At 69.8% G+C, this 1,362-nt stretch carries 3 protein-coding genes; 2 read left to right on the top strand and 1 reads right to left on the bottom strand.

Translation table 11 applies throughout. The features are described from left to right. The coding region (locus tag ACWDNU_RS45890) for an FCD domain-containing protein (RefSeq protein WP_449673456.1) at positions 1 to 264 on the top strand (264 nt) is incomplete at its 5' end. Between the two features lie 4 nt (positions 265 to 268). On the opposite strand, the gene ACWDNU_RS45885 is transcribed toward ACWDNU_RS45890, so the two are convergent. Further along, on the bottom strand, positions 269 to 784 hold the full coding sequence (locus tag ACWDNU_RS45885) for an Lrp/AsnC family transcriptional regulator (RefSeq protein WP_355273739.1): 516 nt from the start codon (positions 782 to 784) through the stop codon (positions 269 to 271). Positions 785 to 926: 142 nt separating this feature from the next. On the opposite strand from ACWDNU_RS45885, the gene ACWDNU_RS45880 reads away from it, so the two are divergent. After that, positions 927 to 1,362: VOC family protein (locus tag ACWDNU_RS45880; protein ID WP_449673455.1), on the top strand; the 436-nt coding region annotated here is incomplete at its 3' end.

Raw genomic sequence — 1,362 nt, 5'->3', positions numbered from 1 at the left:
CGCGACGCCCAGCTCGACCTGGAGTTCCACACCTTCATCCGGGAGGCCTCCGGCAACAGCTGCGTCGTCGACGAACTGGCTCGGCTGGAAGCCAAGGCCCACCTCTACCGCGGTGACCTGTGGTGCTCGGCCCGCAACCGCCGCGTCGCCCTGCGCGAACACCGGCGCATCGTCGAGGCGCTGGAATCCGGGCATCCCGAGTCGGCCCGCGCGGCCGCCGAGGCGCATGTGCACGGCCTGCTGACCCGCCTGGGCAGGCAGTGACGGTTCAGCGCGGCTCGCGGTAGGCGGGCGCCTTCGCGGTGCCCGCCGGGGTCAGCGTGCGCAGCAATGGCATGGTGCGCCGCGCGATCACCGTCGACAGCACGATCACGCTGTGCGAACGCACCACCGAACCGGTCCGGTCGATGCTGAGCAGCACCGCTTGCAGACCGGCGTGCGAGTCGGCGCCGATCCGGCACAGCACGTCGCCGGAACCGGTGGTCGCGTAGGCCTCCAGCACGCCGGGAATGGCCGCGAGCTCGGCGCTGACGGTGTCGAGCGCGCCCTGCGCGATCTCGAGCGTCACGAAGGCCTGCACATCGAATCCGGCCGCGGTGACGTCGATCTGCGGATCGTAGGAGGCGATCACCCCCGACTCCTCCATCCGGTTGATCCGCGCCTGCACGGTGGCCCGCGCGACCTTCGTGCGGCGCGACAGCTCGAGGATTCCGGCCTTCTGATACGTGTGCATCGCGGTCAGGATCGCGAGATCGAGTTCGTCCAGTTTCGCCGGCGTGCGCATGCGGGAGACCTCCGTGCCGTCCGCGGTCGGGTGCTATTCAAATTGTCCACCATCGGCGGGGAATCGGTGGCTTCTCGTGTCAGCCTGTTCAGGGTTCGGCGGTGTAGTTGCCTAGCTCGGCCGGGGCGGGATTTCCTTGGTCATGACCATTGAGCAGCAGCTCGTCGGGCTGATCGAGCACGACGACAGTGTCGATCCGTTTCCGGTGATCGGGTGGGACGCGCTGGTGTGGGTCGTCGGCAACGCGACCCAGAGCGCGCACTACCTGCAGTCGGCGTTCGGGATGCGGCTGGAGGCGTACTCCGGTCCCGAGACCGGCAACCGCGACCACAAGGCGTTCGTGCTGCGCAGCGGGGGAGCGCGCTTCGTCGTGCAGGGCGCGGTGGACCCGGACAGCCCGCTCGTCGCCCACCACGACCGGCACGGCGACGGCATCGTCGACATCGCGCTCGAGGTGCCCGACGTGGACCGCTGCATCGCCTGGGCCCGCGACAGCACCGAGCACGAGGTCAGCGGCATCGACGAGGGCCAGCACGCGGAGAGCGCCTACGACTTCACCGGCATGGGCGGCCTCGGCC

Source organism: Amycolatopsis sp. NPDC003676 (assembly GCF_053587275.1).
This window is presented reverse-complemented; position numbering and strand designations above follow the sequence as displayed.

Excerpts from the sequence above, each read along its gene's own strand:
- ACWDNU_RS45885 (WP_355273739.1), bottom strand. The coding sequence starts at position 784 with ATGCGCACGCCGGCGAAACTGGACGAACTCGATCTCGCGATCCTGACC.